The 16,843-nt window shown below is 52.5% G+C and carries 15 protein-coding genes; 5 read left to right on the top strand and 10 right to left on the bottom strand.

Annotated features, from left to right (window positions below; translation table 11 throughout):
• Window positions 1–9: 9 nt before the first annotated feature.
• The 4 genes from K3T83_RS48395 to K3T83_RS48380 all read right to left on the bottom strand — a co-directional run bounded on the left by K3T83_RS48395 (window position 10) and on the right by K3T83_RS48380 (window position 4,126).
• Complete coding sequence (locus K3T83_RS48395) at window positions 10–2,145, bottom strand: TOMM precursor leader peptide-binding protein (protein WP_220210326.1); 2,136 nt, start codon at window positions 2,143–2,145, stop codon at window positions 10–12.
• Between the two features lie 304 nt (window positions 2,146–2,449).
• The gene (locus K3T83_RS48390; RefSeq protein ID WP_220210325.1) at window positions 2,450–2,662 is read right to left on the bottom strand and encodes a hypothetical protein; all 213 of its coding nucleotides are present in this window, start codon (window positions 2,660–2,662) and stop codon (window positions 2,450–2,452) included.
• A 331-nt stretch (window positions 2,663–2,993) separates the two neighbouring features.
• On the bottom strand, window positions 2,994–3,830 hold the full coding sequence (locus K3T83_RS48385; protein ID WP_220210324.1) for a hypothetical protein: 837 nt from the start codon (window positions 3,828–3,830) through the stop codon (window positions 2,994–2,996).
• Window positions 3,803–4,126 carry a hypothetical protein gene (locus K3T83_RS48380; RefSeq protein ID WP_220210323.1) on the bottom strand — a complete coding sequence of 108 codons (324 nt, stop codon included), beginning with the start codon at window positions 4,124–4,126 and terminating at the stop codon, window positions 3,803–3,805. The genes K3T83_RS48385 and K3T83_RS48380 overlap by 28 nt, the downstream gene beginning before the upstream one ends.
• A gap of 294 nt (window positions 4,127–4,420) precedes the next feature.
• Here K3T83_RS48380 and K3T83_RS48375 point away from each other — a divergent pair, with 294 nt between their 5' ends.
• A complete protein-coding gene (locus K3T83_RS48375) occupies window positions 4,421–5,434 on the top strand; it encodes a phosphotransferase enzyme family protein (RefSeq protein ID WP_220210322.1) in 1,014 nt (337 codons plus the stop codon).
• An 84-nt stretch (window positions 5,435–5,518) separates the two neighbouring features.
• Here the strand turns inward: K3T83_RS48375 and K3T83_RS48370 are convergent, their stop codons facing one another.
• Complete coding sequence (locus tag K3T83_RS48370; protein WP_268963608.1) at window positions 5,519–5,698, bottom strand: zinc-binding dehydrogenase; 180 nt, start codon at window positions 5,696–5,698, stop codon at window positions 5,519–5,521.
• 30 nt (window positions 5,699–5,728) lie between these two features.
• Window positions 5,729–6,301 (bottom strand): hypothetical protein, encoded by a 573-nt coding sequence (locus K3T83_RS48365; RefSeq protein WP_220210321.1) that lies wholly within the window; start codon window positions 6,299–6,301, stop codon window positions 5,729–5,731.
• A gap of 703 nt (window positions 6,302–7,004) precedes the next feature.
• Here K3T83_RS48365 and K3T83_RS48360 point away from each other — a divergent pair.
• Both K3T83_RS48360 and K3T83_RS48355 read left to right on the top strand, forming a co-directional pair.
• Entirely contained in the window at window positions 7,005–8,573 is a 1,569-nt protein-coding gene (locus tag K3T83_RS48360; protein WP_220210320.1) for a cation:proton antiporter domain-containing protein, read from the top strand.
• A gap of 206 nt (window positions 8,574–8,779) precedes the next feature.
• Window positions 8,780–10,615, top strand: coding sequence for a S9 family peptidase (locus K3T83_RS48355; RefSeq protein ID WP_220210319.1), 1,836 nt, complete (start codon window positions 8,780–8,782; stop codon window positions 10,613–10,615).
• Here K3T83_RS48355 and K3T83_RS48350 read toward each other — a convergent pair whose 3' ends face one another.
• On the bottom strand, window positions 10,616–11,539 hold the full coding sequence (locus tag K3T83_RS48350) for a phosphotransferase family protein (RefSeq protein WP_220210318.1): 924 nt from the start codon (window positions 11,537–11,539) through the stop codon (window positions 10,616–10,618).
• Between the two features lie 35 nt (window positions 11,540–11,574).
• Window positions 11,575–13,209 carry a hypothetical protein gene (locus K3T83_RS48345; RefSeq protein WP_220210317.1) on the bottom strand — a complete coding sequence of 545 codons (1,635 nt, stop codon included), beginning with the start codon at window positions 13,207–13,209 and terminating at the stop codon, window positions 11,575–11,577.
• Between the two features lie 551 nt (window positions 13,210–13,760).
• Here K3T83_RS48345 and K3T83_RS48340 point away from each other — a divergent pair.
• A complete protein-coding gene (locus K3T83_RS48340; RefSeq protein ID WP_220210316.1) occupies window positions 13,761–14,264 on the top strand; it encodes an HNH endonuclease in 504 nt (167 codons plus the stop codon).
• A gap of 118 nt (window positions 14,265–14,382) precedes the next feature.
• Complete coding sequence (locus tag K3T83_RS48335) at window positions 14,383–14,901, top strand: hypothetical protein (protein WP_220210315.1); 519 nt, start codon at window positions 14,383–14,385, stop codon at window positions 14,899–14,901.
• Between the two features lie 31 nt (window positions 14,902–14,932).
• Here K3T83_RS48335 and K3T83_RS48330 read toward each other — a convergent pair whose 3' ends face one another.
• Both K3T83_RS48330 and K3T83_RS48325 read right to left on the bottom strand, forming a co-directional pair.
• Window positions 14,933–15,856, bottom strand: coding sequence for a YobF C-terminal domain-containing protein (locus K3T83_RS48330; protein WP_220210314.1), 924 nt, complete (start codon window positions 15,854–15,856; stop codon window positions 14,933–14,935).
• A gap of 126 nt (window positions 15,857–15,982) precedes the next feature.
• Entirely contained in the window at window positions 15,983–16,822 is an 840-nt protein-coding gene (locus K3T83_RS48325; RefSeq protein ID WP_220210313.1) for a MerR family transcriptional regulator, read from the bottom strand.
• Window positions 16,823–16,843: the final 21 nt, after the last annotated feature.

Genomic DNA, 16,843 nt, shown 5'->3' with positions numbered 1-16,843 from the left:
TGTTCTCGTTTACTCCTCATTCCCACAGGTTGCGAGCAGAATACGCACGATATAAGGCATAATTTGCCTCAATGCCGGATCGTGATCCAGGGGAAGTGCAAGGACGCGTAGCCCCCTGTCCTGTAGTGATTGCAGTAACCAGGTCTGGCATGCAGGCCATGCTGTTGGGAGCGGCGTCTGCGGGATGCTCCATTGATTACCGCGCAGAGCTAGTGGGAGATCTGGTACGGGAGCGAGAGCATACTCGAATTGCTGAAAATGTTGCGATTGATAGTGTTGCACGGCTTGCTTCAGCCCTGCTTCAAGAGCCAGAGTACGTTTCCAGTGCGTACTGTAGGCAATCGTCTGTTCCCCCCAACAAATGGCGAAAGTAGGAAGTTGCAAGGGTCCTGTGACCTCGTAAACAGTGACCTGCTCGCCTGCAATAGTGAGCAGATCGCGCAAATATGCTCCGTCCGGGGTCATAGGTGACTCAGCGAGGCTCACCAGAGGATATGGCTGCTGCGCATCTCTCAACTGTATTACAGTGAGGTACATACACCAATCGAGCAATGCCTGGCAAATCGCTTCTGCCCAATTCATTCCTGATCCAATCCCTCGCTCACTCATGACTGATGATGCTGCATACTGACGAGGGGAGAATACCGAGGTTGCAGGCAGGAGGCAGACCTGTCGGGTATACAAATCTATCGCCCAGGTCCATGCATCACCTGTTGCAGGACAGGCTCCAATCAGTTGATCGACAGAGATGGGAGGCTCGTGCTGTTGGATTGCTTCATAGGAGAGCCATCGTCGTGGATCACTCAGGTTGCTCGCATAGAGTTCGCAGGCCTTGCGATAAGCGCTCAATCTGGCATCGCTCATCTTGAGTTCTACCCCAATGACAGAGCCGCAATTCTTCTCCATCAGCATGGGATTGGAGAGTTCTATCTTACAGACAGCAAGAGGGAGTTGGACAAAATCGCCTTCGTCAAAAGAACGAAAGAGGCCAAGTTTGGGATCGCAACATCTGTCAAGATGTTGAAGAAGCTGATGCTGCTCAAGAGAGTCTTGTTGCTGCAATTGCTGGACCTGGTCAAGAAACTGAGAAGCATCTACCAGGACGGGATGTTGACAGGCACGGCAATGAGGATGAGGAAAAACTGGATGAGTCTCACAAAGAAGCGTTGCAAAGTCAATATCGATCAGGGATTCTACTATTTCAACAGTACCAGCGTGTGTGAGATGTTTAAAAAGTTCAAATAAAAGACGATTTGCCACCATCGCAGCAACGGGAGCTACAAAGAACTGACTGGTGGAAGCCGCAGTATGGTCGCACAAGCAATAGTACGGGAATTGTTCTGATAGATTGGTCAAATGGGATTGAAGACGCCGCCATGCACATTCCCAGCATCCCCAGGTTTCCGGGCTGACCAGGGGACCAATCCAGGCATGATGTTCAGCGATCACCGCCTGGATGCATGTCTTCTTCTGCTCAATACATAATTTGTTCAACAATTGTATACGAGCCAGCATAGGACGATCCGAGAGGTGGAGAACAACATCGCAGTCCTCAAGCGCCTTGAGTACATCGGCCTCCTCGTTCCAGCGAGGAGTATCAAGCAGCTGTAGAGTCTGCTGAGAATCGTCAGTAAGATATAAGTACAGGTCGTCAGGACGAGCATCCTGAACAACGTCGTGCTCAGATGTTTGAATAACACTGATCTGCTTGATCCCACATGCTACACTTGCCTTTATGAGCGCGGCGCAACTGAAGCCAGAACCAATAAGAAGCAATCGCTGGTGGCGAAAACGCTCAAAGTGGTAGGGTGCAGATGGATGAAAGGATTCAATAAACGCAATATTGGAAGCATAGGTTTCTAGCTCTGCCTGCTTCAAATCGTGGGACAAATCCTGACTGACATCTGTAAGAAAATGATGAGACAGGAGCGTTTCTATGAATTTCGTGATCATCGTTTTTTTAGCTGTATCTAACCCCCTGGTTATCTCTTCTAGTGTATAGTGTCCATTCAGATATGGGATAAGGTGCTCTAACAGACGAAAGAGGCTCTTTCCCTTGATTTTAAGAAATGCCTGGTGATTACGGAAGTAGACACTATCAGCTAACGGGGTGTAAGATGTAGCGGGATGAAATTTCGGTCGCACTTTGCTATAACCTCTTTCATTCTATCGTTTGATATTTTGAAGTTGCATTTCTGGCATATCTATAAATGATGTAATTTCAAATCAACAAATAAGAGGGGAGAAACTATCCAGCTCTACGATAAGGGTAGACAGAAATAGTTTCTCCAGCAGCGCACTAACCAATACAATGAAGTGAATGGCCCTGCCCCTGAGGGCTGCATCCCTTCAACGAAAAGCTGTAGCATAATGACAGGTTTCCGTTGTATAGGAGCAAGTTACGAGCTTATCCCTCCAAGGTGACGATACATATTCACCCTAACAACTACTAATCATCACAGCTATCACAACTGTCGTCGTCACAGCTGTCACAACTGTCACAGCTGTCACAGCTGTCACAGCTGTCATCCTTAGCATGACGGCGATACTGATGCTGATAGCGCTGTTGGCCACCGGTCACATCCTTCAATTCTGCCTCGCTGAGATCAATGAACTCAGCGATTTCTTCAGAAATGATCATGCTTTCGTTTACAGTATCCATTTGGGCAATTCCCCTTTCTGTGTACATCTAAACTTCAAAAAGAATTTTCTAAAGTGCGCTTGCTTACAATCAAGAATATAATATACATAGACATCGGGAGTCAAGCACATCATCAAATAATTGATAAGTTTTATTGAATATAAAAGCGAAACAGAGAAGAATAAAAGCTAAGACTCTCATTGAGGATGATCGGCATGAGACGAAAGAGAACGACGAAATTCCTCAAGGAAGGAGGCACGCCGAGTATTAAGGACTTTCGTAACTTTCTTGTCAAACTTCGCAAGAGAAAAAAAGAAACTTTTTTCTCGTTTTTCTCTTGCGAAGTTTGCTATCAACTGCTTCCGAATTTCTGAAACACCTGTCCTTGAGCAGTCAGCGTGTTGTCGCTGTCTATCAACGGGATCTGATAATTTGTACAGGAAAACTGGGCGGCGGCAAAGATGCCGTTGGCAGCAAATATTTGCAGAGCCTTGCTCGTCCAGGCAGTCATAAACGCATCGTTGTCGCTTTTTCCATCGCCCGCAGTAGGGTTCGCTGTATAGTTCCACTCGGTAATCATGATTGGAAGCGATATTCCTACTGCGCTCATTCTGGCTTGTGCATCGTTAAAGTGCTTGCTCCAATTATCCAGATGTGACAGACAAAAATCGCTCGTGTCCTGGGAGCCGCAGGTGTATTCGTGCCAGCTAACCTCATTAGGACGTGGTGTAGCATGTTGCAGAAAGTATTGGAGATAGGGTCCGTTGTACTGATAATTCACCGGCCCTATAAAGTGTCCATTGCGGGCAATCTTTGTCAATTGAGGGATCAGGCGATTCCAGGAATCCGTATATGCCTGGGCCGTCAACGGGAGTGAGAGATCTTCTTCGTTCCCATATTCGTAATAAACGATTCCCTGCCCAAAGAGCTGATTCATCGCTTGTATGGCTTTCGTATTGTTCTCAAGAGCGTGAGAACTGGCTTGATCTCCTTGTAAAATAATGAGAGGAACCATATTGAGATTTTTCGCAGTTTGTGCCGCCTGAATCACGGTTGCAATTGGAAGCTGATCACGCAATGGAATACGTAGCAGACCAACATGCATTTGTTGCAAGAGAGTACGGGTCGTGGCAGAACTGAGAACAGGATCACTGCTATCCTTTAAACTGAGATTGGTCCCCAGCAGCATTGGTGTAACCTTGCCTGCGCCGGGGCTGCCGCTGGAGTTGTTGGTGTGATTGCTGGATTTGGTGAGGCTTGTGCTATTCGCGACTTCTTTGAAACAGTGGGTGTTGCTCCCGCTACTCGTACCGTTGCAGTTGCTCGCTGATTGGGCGCAGGTGTGGATGATATCTTAGCAGTATCAGGAGTGGACGCAGCGGCGAAGAAGCTCAGTACAAAGCTCGCAAGTATGACGACCAATACTGTACAGAGAGCCAGCCCTATCAGGTTTTTACGGTTGAGCTGTTTATTTTTAATGTTCATACATGAGGCTCCATTTCCCTTTATTTATTGTTTGCGGATTTGGATACAATGATATATACATCAGATAAGTGATTCTATTGTTAATAAGCACAGCAATATATTTGCAGAGCCATGTATGTCTATCTTGCTCCTACCACGTCCTACTCTCTTGACGATTCTCAACAATGTCAGTAACTTAAATTAAGTTACTGTTAAAAAGTAAGTATTTTCCATCTTTTGGCATAGGTACTTGCTCGCAAGCCCTACAGCAAACTACAATACCACCAGACGAAACAACAGAATAGGACAATCTATATGCGCGAAAAGCCAAACATTGCAGAAGAACAGCTTCTTACCCATTTAGAAGAGGAGTACCATCTTTCGGTTCTCAACCTCGAATTCCTGCCACTGGGACTCGACACAAATGCAGGAACCTATCGCGTTGTGACTGGACAGGGGACGGCCTATTTTCTCAAAGCAAAGCAAGTCACTTCATTTTACGAGCCAACCTGCATTGTTCCTCGCTATTTGTGCGATCAGGGCATCGCAGCAGTCGTCGCGCCCATTCCCACGCAACAGCAAACGCTCTGGACACAGTTTGGAAATTGGCGCATAATGCTCTATCCATTTATCGATGGCGAGACTAGCTGGCAACCCGGCCTGAACGATGAACAATGGCACGCGGTTGGAGCGGCCTTCAAGCGGATTCATGAGGCTACATTACCACCTGAAGGCTTCCCATCACTCCGCATCGAGCGATTCGATCCAGGAGAGTATAGTCGTTGGATAGAAAGCTTTGAGGCGCTGCAGCTGGCGTCACACGATGGCAGCAGCGTTGAACGCGACCTGCGCGCATGCTGGATAGAACACCAATCCACGATCCACACGCTGCTCTCGCTGATGGAGAAGTTGGCTCGTTCGCTCACAACCCACACGGGACCACGCGTTATCTGCCACGCCGATCTGCATCCAGGCAATATCTTACGTACGCCGAGCAATGATGTGTTTGTGATCGACTGGGACGACGTGATGCTGGCCCCGAAGGAGCGCGATTTCCTCTTCGTCAACACAAACGGCTCGCCAGGACAAACTCCATCGCCCTTCTTCCAGGGCTACGGAACAAGCGAGATCGATTGGGCCGCGCTCACCTATTATCGCAGCGAACGCGTCATTACAGATCTGATCGCCTGCGCACAGGACGTGTTGTTCAGAGATGATCTGGAAGAGGCAACCAAAGCCGAAGCCGTCGAGCTGTTCCGCGACATCTTCGGCGAAAATGGCGAGGTCGAAATGGCATTTGCAACAGCATTGTATCTAGAGGGAGAATAAGTGGCATCTCGTGTTTTCCAGGGCCACAGCCGAAGCAATGTTTGTTGCTTCGGCTATTTCTTTGGTTAGAGGTCACACCTGCCGTTAATCAATATGCAGCACGATCCGTCCACGCCCATGACGGCTCTGACTCAGCGTGTGGGCCTGTGCGGCTTCCGAGAGTGGAAAGACTACATCCACAACAGCCTTGATCTGCCCCTGATCGATCAACTGAACAAAGGTTTGCAAGAGTTCGCTGGTGGTGCTGGCCGAGAAGTTGACGATGGCTATCTACCCCTGGACATGCACTCTTACTCATGGCGTGGCCGCTTGAAAGCTGTTCTGGCGATTGTGAAAAACGACCTGCGAATTTTGAAAGAGCACCAGCATATCGGGATGGCCTGTATCGTTGGGATCAACGAAGCGCAACGTCACCGGCACAAGCTCGGCTCCCGATCCATAAATCTGCGGCCCGACATACATTCTGGCATGGGCAGGATCGCCTCCGGGCAACTCAATAATTTCAATGTGCCCATGCAAGTTGAGCGCGAGAAAGTGACTGGGCATCGTTCCGCTCTCGTGGCCGACGAACGCATCCACCTGAAAGGTTCGTGGTCTGCCATAGTGGAGATCGTCCAGAGCAATCGTGATCCAACCGCTGACAAGCTGCCCCAGCACAACGACCGCAAGCATAATCACCATGCCAAAACCAATCGGCAACCAGCGAACAGCAGGAAGCAAGTGCTTTTTCTTGCGCTGCGGGATATCTTTATGAGCTAGCGTGGCTGTTCGGGACGCGCGCTGAACCGGTATCTCCTCGTTCCCGTGAGTCTCGGTTGGGCGATAACGAACGGCGCTTCTTGGTGCTAACGATGAGGTGGCAGGCATGGCGTTCTCCTCCCATCAATACAGCAATACAAACAATATATGCCATACAAAGACACAATAAGCAGTATAGAAGAGCAGGTAAACGGTGGCTTGTTGGAGGATGGCAGTCCTCCAACTGTATGTGGCTGCCACTTTATGCATACTGCTTGCTGGACAGCGAGCAACAGCGCCTTCTCATCAAGAAGCAAAAACAACTCATTGATAGAGATGTTGACCATAACGCTTCTCCTATTCATAGTTGCCTGTCATAAAAACTGACCGGGGATGAAATAGACATCAACCAGTAGGAAGAAGTGTTACCAAAAGTGTAGCAGGGTGAAGGCGCTCTGGCAACTGGTTTATCCACAACTTTCAATGCAAATATGTGGATACATTGGTGCATAACTGCAAAAAGCTGTGGAGAGATGGTGGATAACTTTTTCGCCTTCGATGTCTTATCTCAACCTTAAAGGGTTGATCTGTTCGCTCTGCTGCATGCTGGGGAAGAAGTACCACGATATGGGCAAACAACCGGTTGCAAGCTGAGCTCCTGCTCTCATCGGGACTGCTCCCTCAAGCATTCAGCTTGGTGTACAATAAGAGAAACGAGTCGGTGATACATGGCGTGGTAGCCTTATAGAATCGATCCATTTCAATGCAACTCCTTTGTCGAATTGCATTGAAATGGATTGAACCCTGTTATTTCTCAAGTGGGAGCATGTTGATGAGCACACTGAGCGCTGAGTCTCTGGTGAGTATACTGGCCCTCGTAGGCGCTGTGATTATTATTGCGGCCCTCCTCTCTGGTCTGATCGAAAGGAGCGGATTTCCCCAGGTTGCCGCATTCCTCGCGTTGGGAGCGGCGTTAGGTCCAGCTGGTCTGGACCTCTTGCATATTACCCTTGATTCTCCTATTTTACATATTGTCTCAACTTTGAGCCTGGTTCTTGTCTTATTTACTGATGCTATTTCTTTAAATCTTGCCGAAGTGAAAAAGGCCGGACCGCTGGCTCTGCTCGTACTGGGGCCGGGCACGCTGCTCTCGGCCTTCCTGGTCGCGGTTGCTGGTTGGGGGCTGCTCGGTCTGGTTCCCGCAGCTGCGGCGCTGGTGGGTGCGGCGCTGGCCTCGACCGATCCGGTGCTGCTGCGAGGGCTATTGCGCCGAGAGGAGGTTCCCCCAACGGCCCGGCTGGTTCTGCGCCTGGAGAGTGGCCTGAACGATATTGTCCTCCTGCCAATCGTGCTGGTGGCGATGGTCTTTCTCTCCTCTAATACCTCTGAGACTGCGGCTGATTGGGCAAGACTCGCGCTTGATCTGCTGGTTCTGGGGCCGGGCGCTGGCGTGCTGGTCGGCGTGATCGGCGTTGCAACGCTCGATCTGATTAGAAAACGTGTCGGAATTCGGCGCGACTACGAATCAATCTTCTCGCTGGGCATTGCCTTCACCGCGTATGCGGCGGCCGAGGCAGTACATGGCAGCGGCTTCCTGGCGGCGTTCGCAGCTGGCCTCACGATCTCGCTGCTCGATGTCGAACTCTGCGATTGTTTCCTGGAATATGGCGAGACAACGGCAGAGATGACGCTGCTGTTCACCTTTGTTCTCTTCGGTAGCTCGCTGATTTGGAGCGGACTGGCTCAGATCAACGGCATGGTGCTGTTGTTTGCTCTGCTCGCGCTGCTGGTGCGCCCTGTGGCTTTCCTGATCTCGCTGGCACGTGTCCGACTTGCCATTCGTGATCGCCTGCTGATTGCCTGGTTCGGACCGCGCGGCCTTAGCTCGCTCTTGCTGATCCTGCTCCCCGTGTTCGCGGGCATACCTGGCACACAGGCTCTCTTTGCGATCTGCTCCCTGGTCGTGATCCTCTCAGTCATTGTTCACGGTAGCGCGCCGATGTTCCTGCTGGCACGCCGCAAACATCGCAACGTGCTTCCCCCGGACACCAATCCAACCGATTACGAACCAGTCGAGGCCACGCGTCTAACGAGACACCCTATCGCCGTTCCCGTGCTACCAACGCCTGAGCCACCCGAAGAACCGACCACTGGTGAACAGCCGAAAGTGGCAAAACCGGTGCAGCTCTCCTCCTCAATTCGCATTTCCGTTGATGAGCTACGCACCCTGTGGCGAGCGAAAGAGCATGTCATCATTCTTGATGTGCGCAAGATCCGCCCCTATGAGGCAAGCCCAATCCAGGCCAGGGGCGCGATCCGCGTTTCGCCAGAGAGAGCCACTGAAGATGCACAAGAACTGGGCCTGCCCTATGACGCGTATCTGGTCGCCTACTGCACCTGACGGAACGAGGAAACAAGCGCCCGTGTGGTGCAAGAACTTCGACACGATGGCTGGTCCCGTGCCTACGCCCTGACAGGTGGCTGGGATGCCTGGCTAGCGGCAAAACTGCCAACAGAGCCAAAGAAAGAAGCTTAATGCTTCTCATATCGTAGTCGCGCGGTAAAGCGCGCGACTACGATATGAGAGATTCAAAGAAAGAATCATCTATGCCCAACCATTCAATCGATATTTTGCAATATATCCTGGTTCGACGCGCTCATGGACCATCCTGGTCGTCCGATGCCTCGCAGCTTGCTTTTGTGGCGGACACGAGTGGGCTCGATCAGGCATGGCTTCTGGACATGCAGATTCGCGAGCAGCGGCAGTTCACGCACTTTTCCGAGCGCGTCGGACTCGTCGCGTGGTCTCCCTGCGATCAACAATTGATCGTGACGGTCGATGTAGGCGGGAACGAACACGACCAGCTTTCTCTGGTTCAGTTCCCCTCAGGGGAGGTTCGCGCTCTGACCAGCTTGCCCGGCGTCATTCATCACTTTGGAGCGTGGTCGCCCGATGGACAATCCATCTGCTATAGCAGCAATCAGCGCCATCAAGCTTTTTTCGATGTCTGGATCATGGACATCACAACAGGCGAGACGCGCTGTGTCCTTGAACAAGATGCCAGCTTGATGCCTGTCGCATGGTCCCCCGATGGCAATATGCTATTAGTGACGCGCCTCAATACCGAACTGGATCAAGATTTGCTGCTCGTCCCACTCAACGGAGCGCCGCCGCGACTGCTCACCTTCCATGAGGGCGAGGCCACCTACGAGTATCCCACTTTCGCGCCTGACAGCCAGAGCCTCTATGTGCTGACAAACTATCAGCGCGAGTTTATGGCTCCCGTTCGCCTGGACCTTTCAAGTGCCACGCTTCCACAAACGCACACGCCGCTGACGCTGCTCGCCGATACCGCCTGGGATGCCGAAGCAGGCATAGCGATGTCACCCGATGGGAAGATGTTGGCCTGGGCGATCAACGAGAATGGCTGCTCTCGCCTCGTTTTTTACGATACAGAAAGCACTCAGGAATTGCCTGCGCCTGCACTCCCACCCGGGGTCGTCGAAGGGCTGCAATGGTCACCACAAACGGATGAGGTGGCGTTTAGCTTTAATAGCACTCGCTTCAATGGCAATATCTGGACCGCTTCGCCAGCACAGGCGCAACAGGCGACAGGTGTTCCGATGGAGATTGAGCAGAGCAGCCTTGTGGAACCTGAACTGATCCACTATCCCACCTTCGACGGGCGACAAATCCCCGCCTATTTCTATCGACCACAACAGACGAACCGCGCCAATGCTTCAGGGCAACTCCCCGTCATCATTTTTGTGCATGGCGGGCCAGAGTCGCAATTCCGTCCACTGTATGCGGCCCCCTGGATGCCTCCGCTGCAATACTATCTGCATCGCGGCTTCGCTGTCCTGGCCCCCAATGTGCGCGGCAGTCGCGGCTATGGCAAAACCTATGTGCATCTCGACGATGTGGAACGCCGCCCTGATAGCGTGGCCGATCTCAAAGCCGCCGTTGCCTGGCTCGTCGAACATGGCAAGGCTGATCCAAAGCGGATTGGCATTATGGGCAGGAGCTACGGCGGCTACATGGTGCTGGCCGCCATCACAAGTTATCCCGATCTCTGGGCTGCGGCGGTCGATATGGTCGGTATCGCCAATTTCGTCTCGTTCCTTGAAAAGACCGGCCCCTGGCGGAGGGCGTGGCGAGAAGCGGAATATGGCAGTCTGGCTCACCATCGCAACATCCTGGAACAGATCTCGCCCATTCACGCCGTTGATCGCATCACAGCCCCGCTCATGGTCCTGCATGGGGCCAACGATTCGCGCGTTCCCATCAACGAAGCCGAACATATCGTTGCAGCCTTACGCGCTCGCCATGTCCCGGTTCACTATCTGCGTTTTGAAGATGAGGGCCATTTTATGCTGCGCCACACCACACAAACCACTGCTTATCCAGCAATCGGCGATTGGTTCGAGCAGTATATGCCCTAGTTACCTCAGCGTGCTTTGGATATAATGAACATGCTGCTCTAATACATGATAATCCTGGGATTGAGCGGCTTTGAATGCTTCAGTATAGGGAGGATAGAACTGAAAATAGAACTCCCGATAGAAGTCTAGCCGTTGCCAGAATGTTGGATCAGGAGCGAGCTTTGCAAGGCTCCTGATCTCTTCCATGCGCTCCCTGCCCCAACGCAGATACAATCCCATAAAATCTAACGCCGGATCTCCAATAGCCACTTCTCCCCAATCAATCACACCACAAAGTGTCCCCTGTTCTGGATCACAGAGCAGATGATGGAGCCAGAGATCTCGATGAATCAGCGTCGGAGCAAAAGATAGGGAAGCGTGTCGCTCCAGGTATGCCTCCCAGCGTTGCTGTGCTCTCTGCTGCATCGACTCCGATAAATGTGGAAAGACGGCGGCCTGGATTTGCTCAAATCGTCTCCGATACAGAGCCACCCAGAATGTTACATCTCCTCCCTTCACATCACAATTTTGAGCCTGATTCAGGGGAAATTGATGTAATTCAGCGAAAAATTGGGCAAGCGATGGTAAGAGCTGCTTCTGCATAGGCGGAACAATACGGGGATCATTCAGCCAGATCCCTTGCAGTTTGCTGTATCCAACAAACGGGGAAGGAAAGTAGTCATCAGGAAGCCAGAGATAGGAAAAATGTGGAACAGGCGCTGTCAATCGCTCCACCAATAGAGGCAATATCTTGATTTCGCGCATTAATTGCGCCTCTGTAGCCCCATTGCGGGGAAAGCGAAAAATCAGGTTATGATTGACCTGCAATACAAAATTGTCTCTTCCTCGTGTCACAGGCAGGGCAGAAGCGATACGCAACTGTGGGAAAGCATAATGAAGGGCAGTAAGCGCCTGCTGCATACCCATCTTCAAGCCAATCCTCATATGCTTTTTCTCTTCTACCCTGTTTCTTTCTAGCGCTAGCCGCCCGACTTCGACGCTGGGGTTGGTGTCAACAACGGCACGACTGGCGCATTTGCCCCCGTCGATGTTACGGGCGTCACTGTGACCACTGCCTTACTCCCTGTCACGGGCGTCTTCTTGGGCGTCGTGGTCGGCGTCTCTCCGGGCGTCGCAGTCGGCGTCTCTCCTGATGTGGTTGTGACGGTCGGCGTCACATCTTCCAGTATCGGCGTCGTGGTTGGCGTCTCCCCTGGCGCGAGAGGCGTCGTCGGCGTCGTAGTGGCCGTTGGCGTCTCTTCCGGCGTTCCTGTCACTGTTGGCGTCTCCGTGCCCGTCGGCATTTCATCTGATGTTGGCGTACCCGTAGCGCTGGTTGTTGGCGTTGCTCCTGTTGACTGCTGCTGGTTCGAGGGAGCAACCAGGACGCATTGAATCGTGCGCTTAGTGGCATCTGTTGGCATATCTGTTCCCTGCCCGGCGTTGGAGACCAACCAGGGCGGGATTGTACAACAGAACGATTGTGAGCCGATCGTTATGGGATATTGCACCCCGCTTGACGTTGAGCTGTTCGCTGGATTGCTGGTACAGGGTTGAACCGACGTTGCCGTTACCGTTGCCCCTCCAGGACTCGCCGTACTGGATGGACTGTTCGTTGCTGCTCGATAGCTGGCGATAAACTGGCTCATCGTGCTAAACTGTGCCAGTGGTGCTCCACTGCTTGGATCAACCATATCCAGTGTTCCCGCTCCGGCGCGCCCTCCCAACTGATACTCGTTCGCCATAATCACGCCATATTTCTCTGCCTGAATCATATCATTAAGTGCTTGCGTTGTAAATTGCTGCATCGTGGAGGCGTCATGATTAGGAGTTTTGCTATCCTGCCAATCATAATTATACTCTGTAATGGCCTGCGGCACATCGTGACCAAGCGTACTCTGAATGACTGCGCCGATCTCCTGTGCATGTTTGGAAAAATTGATATGGCTCCCGCTTTCACAATCTTGCAACGTCCGATTTGTGCAGGGATACATATGCCAGCTTACCACATCGGGCGGATTGCTTTTGACGGCGGAGAGAAATTGCTTGATACCGTTGGCATCAGGCGAGGCGAGAACTGGCCCGATGAATTTAGCGGATGGATTGGCCTGACGTAACGCGGCAATATTCGAGTTCCACGTCGTAATATAGCTGCTCAGAGGGTCTGGCTCGTTGCCAAACTCATAGAGCAGACAGCGATTCCCTAACGTCTGCACAACCTTGAGCGCATCGGCGGGATTATGCCAGCTGATAATACCAAGACATTGAGCGCCTGACTGCTCAACGAGTTTTACCCGTTGATCTGCATTCTGCGCTGTTAAAGGAACACGTACCAATGGAACGCCAGCCGCCTTCACCGTCGCCATAATTGCCGGATTGCTTAGCGCCATCGGATCCCAGGCCACCTCGTTTGTACCAAATAAATAGGAAGAGACTCCATCCTTCCAGATCTGTTGCCCTGGCAAGACGGGCGTTACACCCTTTGCTGGCAGGAAATTGAACAGGGCCAGGCCCATACTCACGACAATTGATAGCAGAGCAGTTATAAATACTCCATACGGCACGCGTACTGGATTTGCTGTCTTTGGAAGGCGAAACGTCAGGCTGTGCAACATCACTATGTCCCTTTCTTGCACTCGATCTGGAGCAAGCAAGCGTCTACCAGCTTCCCACGCTCATAGAGGCTCATCCCAAGTGTATAAAATGGAGCGTGTAAAAAGAAGGGGACAACAGGGACATTTTCTCGATAACATAAAAAAGCCCTGGTTCTTTTGTCAATTGCTTGATAGAACACAGATGTACTATTCTGGCAAATCGTGTTTCTAGAAGCTCAGGGCTTTCCAATTCTCCCATCTAGCAGGAGTGCAGAGGGCGGCAGCCCTTTGCCAGGGTGCGGGGTGTCCCCGCAAAAACCTTTTTTCTTCTCTTTTGCGCGCCGCCGCAGGCGGCGCGCGAAGGAGGGAAGGAAACTGGGGACACCCCAGACCCCGGCAGGGAGACCCCTGCCCCCTTTGAGCGGAGAACTGAAAAGCCCTGTCTAGAAGCTCTTCAGGGATTGTTTTTTCGCTCTCCATTCGCTATACTTGCCATAAACTGAACTTGACGCTCAGAGCAGCCGTGTCAGCGGATGGCATAGCTGCTGCTTCTGACCTGGAAAGAGGAAGCAATGTACATCTCGCTACCAGTCCTTCTCCTGCTGGTTATCGCTCTGCTTAGTGCAGTGATCGCCCTCTTGCTACTCACTCGCAAGAGACGCCATCGTCGCAAAGGATTGTTCAAACAGCTCAGCCTGTTGTTAAAGATGCTCGATCAGGGTGCCCACGTCGCCAGAAAGCATGGACAAGAACGTAGTCCTCATTGGGGAAGCGTGGCAAAGGAGCATCTCCGCCGCGAACCTGCCTGTGTCGTCTGTGGCTATAAAGGTCGCAAACGGCAGGTCCACCACATCAAACCCTTCCATCTCCATCCCGACCTGGAACTCGAGCCGCACAATCTGATAACGCTCTGTTCAGCGCGGGGCAAAGAACATCACCTGCTACTCGGTCATCTTGGCGCATGGGACTCGTATAACGAACACATCCGCGCCGATGCCAAGCACTTCTATCGAAAAACCGCCGCTCAAATCAAGGCCGATCTGCACTGGAAAAAGAAGATGCTGGCAAGACCGTAACCTGCCTGGATAGCAAATAAATAAACCGGTCATGTTCCATCTGGTATACTCTCTCTAGGAACTGTACAGAGATTTAAGGATATTCAGTTGAGACGCGATGCTCATCAATGGTGCATCGATGACTGCATGGCTGTTTCCCAGGCAACTCGTAAACCTGGGCTTCCCTTCTGATCCCGTTCTGTGGTACACGGCTGTTGGGATCTGCTCTTCGGTGGCGGGCGTCGTCGCGCTGCACCTCGTCCAGAAGCGCATCGATGGTGCGGGCGTCGCCCGACGTACGTATGCACTCACCTGCTTCATTGGAATGCTCGGCCTGATCGTGCTGGCCGAGGCCCCTTCTGCCCTCATCGGCTGCGCAGGAGTGATACTGGTGAGCGGTATTGCGTTCAACGTCACACGGACGGTCAGCGTGATCTGGGTGAACCGACGCACCACGAGCGAGGTACGGGCGACGGTTCACTCATTGCTCGACCTGGCCGAGTCTATTGGAGAGATCTGCGGTGGAGTTGTACTCGCGATCATAGCCGAGGCCGCAGGGATGTCGATCACACTCCTCACCTCGGCAGCGCTCATGGCCTTTACAGCAACGATTGTGGCTCTGTCGAGCGCTGACCAAGCGAGTCCAGGCTCATCTTGAGCTGGAGGCATGGTGAAGAGGCCCGGTCATCTTATTCCAGCGCGGCAATGAAGTGCGTCTCCTGTTCTGCCAATCGCTCCAGCAGGATGGGCAGGTCGGCGCGTTTATTGGCAACAGAGGCTTGCTGAAGCGCACCGTATAATTGGCACTCTTCCCAACGAATGGCGGCAGCTTCAGGCATGCGCTCCCGCAGGAACAGAGCACTATCCAGACAACGTTGACCCGATACCTGCCACGACCAGTACGGCAAAGCTCCCAATGGACGATCAGGAACCGCCCGTAAATCCTCAGCTAACGCCAGTATTGCTTCGGGGCCACAAAGGATTGTCGGACCATTTGCAGGACGCACTGATGGACGCGCGAAGTTTTCACGCGCACGGGCCAGCGTTTGCTCCCAGATCGTCTCTTCGTCAGGCGGCTCACCCTGTTCACCAATACGCCACAGGCCATACGGTTTGCCCGTATAGATATCGCGCCTCCACGCCTCCAGAAAATCGCTCAGGGGCAATGGCACAGCAGGGTAGCCAGATGGATCATGCACAATCACCGCGTCAGGCTGGAGCGCCAGTACGACAATAGCATGATCGGCTCCAGATGCGCCCCGATTATGTGGGGAATAGCTCAGACAGCCCGCATCGAGCATCCCCGCGACAACCGGCCCGGCTTGCAACGCCTCCTTCAACGCCGCAAGCGCGGATGGGGCATCGGGAAAACCGGTGTAACTATAGGTATAATTCAAGGTCTGAAGCAGATGCTCGCCAGCAAGATGATACTCATAGCCATTAACAGCGAACAGGCGCTCGTCGCGAATATAGGCAAACCCGAACGGCTCGCCGCTCACGCATTCCAACCAGGGCAACTCATAGTGATGCCCCTGATGGGCCAGAACCATTTGTAAACTCCTGACCAGACAATAGCTTATCCTACCTTCAAATGGGACCAACGGGATCGTCATAGCGCTACTCCTTTTTCTATAGATTTGACAGCACCTCTTTCGTAGTGGAGCGATTTATCGCGTTTGGCGCAAGCTCCTCTCATGTGAGCCAAACGCGATAAATCGCCCCACTACGAAAGAGGGTGACTACAGTGCAACAGGGTATTGAATTTCGGTCAGATAAGAGGCAGCATCCTGAGTATGCAGGGGACTCCAATGGTAGATCTCACGGCCCGGTCCAATCGCGTGATAACCGCTTGCTACCATCCAGCTATTCAGTGCTCGATAGGCAGTCCCGATGCCCACATAGTCGCCGCGATAGACGACACAGGCCACCGACTCGCCTCCTGCCAGCCGTTCACAGCGCAGATCGTCGCGGATGGACGGCAGGGCCAGCACTGGCACACCAACGAACAGATCGAGTCCCTCCTCATCAAGGCAACTCTCATAATAGAGATGGATCAAGGGGCCAGAGATGACGATCCCCTGCTCCGTCAGCTGCTCAACCACCATCCAGGCAAGAGGACCAATCTCTTCTGTGCTCGCCACGCAGCGCCGCAGCCCAACCAGCGTGAGTGGCTCGGTCTGCTTGAGCGCAACATCATAGGGCAGAGCAACATCGCCGCTGGCAAGCTGCTGCATGCGAGCCATCATGCGTTGCAATCGGGCCTGCTCCTCCTCCACAAAGCGCTGCTGGGCAACTATCCGCTGACGCAATAGCTCACCGATGGTCGCTGCATCATGTGTTGGCAATAGCTTTGCAATCTCATCGAGGCTGAAACCGCAATCTTTCAACGCCTGGATACGGATCACGTCTGCCAGTTGCCCCATCTCATAGAAGCGATACCCACTTTCCGCATCGATCCGCGACGGCTTCAGCAGGCCGAGCGCATCATAGTGCCGCAACGTTTTAATCGATATTTGACTGATACGCGCAAATTCCCCTATCTTCAGCACCATCTGCTCTCTTTCTCTTTTGCTATCCACAGCATACACTCTCCCTTTGGG

Source organism: Reticulibacter mediterranei (assembly GCF_016587455.1).
The sequence above is the reverse complement of the archived record's forward strand: the minus strand, read 5'-3'. Positions and strand labels throughout refer to the sequence as shown.